The following is a 1181-nucleotide window of genomic DNA, read 5'->3' as shown; positions in this document are numbered from 1 at the left end:
CGTCATCATATGTTTGTGGTGGTACCCCATTGGGCCAAGCCACAGTTTGTCATTGGTCTTAAAGACCGTTCAGCATGCTGGCACCCGTTGGGCCGCCGGTCCGTGAGCCCGAACAGTTCAGTGGTCGTTGCAGGCCGGATGGATGATGAGGGGAGACGAGGCAGGCGTACCACGCGACACAGGTGAACACATCTCCCCCTTTTTTTATGGAATACATCGGGATTGACCTCAGCCAGGAATACGTCGACGCCGACCTGCCCGGCGGCGTGGTGCAGTTGGCCCAAACGCCGGCCGGCCACGCGGCCTTGCTGGCAGCGTTGCCGGCCGGGGCCGTATGCGTGCTCGAAGCCACGGGGCCCTACGGCCTGCGCCTGCTCGCCGCCCTGCACCAGGCCGGCCAGCCCGTCTGCGTCGTCAACCCGCTGCAGGTGCGTCGCTTCGCCCAAAGCCAGCTGCGGCGCAGCAAAACCGACCGCACGGATGCGCAGTTGCTGAGCCAGTTCGGCCGCGTTTTCACGCCGGCGCTGCACCAGCCCAGCCCCCTGTGGTTGACACAGTTGCAGCAGCGCCAGGCCCTGCTTGACCTGCTCAAGGGCCAGCGTGCGGCCCTGCGCAACCACCAGCACGCCCTGCGCCAGTCGCCCTGGCCCGACCCGGTCAGCACCAAGGCCCTGGAAGCGGAGCTGGCCCGTCTCGAGCAGCAACTCACAGCCCTGGAAAAGAGCCTGGCGGACGACGCGCAGGCCCAGTGCGGAGCCGATTACCAGCGCCTGCAAACCATTCCCGGCGTGGGCCCGCGCATCGCCCTTTCGCTGCTGCTGGCCGGGCCCGGGCTGCGCGCGTTTGCCGGCTGGCGGCAGGCCGTGGCCTACGCCGGCCTGTGCCCGCGCCACTACGAATCGGGCAGCAGCGTGCGCGGCAAGCCGCGGCTGAGCAAGCTCGGCGACGGGCGCTTGCGCCGCCTGCTCTACGTCGGGGCCTGGTCGGCCAGCCGGGCCAACCCCGCCTGCGCGGCCCTGTACGAGCGCCTGCTGGCCCGTGGCAAAGCCAAGCCCCAGGCCCTGTGCGCCGTGGCCGCCCGCCTGCTGCGCCAAGCCTGGGCCTTGCTCGCCCACGAACGTGATTTTGACCCCAATTTTCATCTTGCTCTTGCTTCCTAAACACAGTTCATGCTGAGCTTG

The 1181-nt window shown here is 68.1% G+C and carries 1 protein-coding gene; it reads left to right on the top strand.

Translation table 11 applies throughout. From position 1 onward, the window contains the following. Window positions 1-206 precede the first annotated feature (206 nt). A complete protein-coding gene (locus tag JKL48_RS22830; RefSeq protein ID WP_201987720.1) occupies window positions 207-1160 on the top strand; it encodes an IS110 family RNA-guided transposase in 954 nt (317 codons plus the stop codon). The last annotated feature ends 21 nt before the right edge of the window (window positions 1161-1181 follow it).

Origin of the sequence: Hymenobacter rubidus, from assembly GCF_016734815.1 — a bacterium.
In the GTDB taxonomy this organism is placed as follows: Bacteria; Bacteroidota; Bacteroidia; order Cytophagales; family Hymenobacteraceae; genus Hymenobacter; species Hymenobacter rubidus.
The sequence above is the reverse complement of the archived record's forward strand: the minus strand, read 5'-3'. Positions and strand labels throughout refer to the sequence as shown.

Coding starts and splice junctions, on each gene's coding strand:
- JKL48_RS22830 (WP_201987720.1), top strand. CDS start 207: ATGGAATACATCGGGATTGACCTCAGCCAGGAATACGTCGACGCCGAC.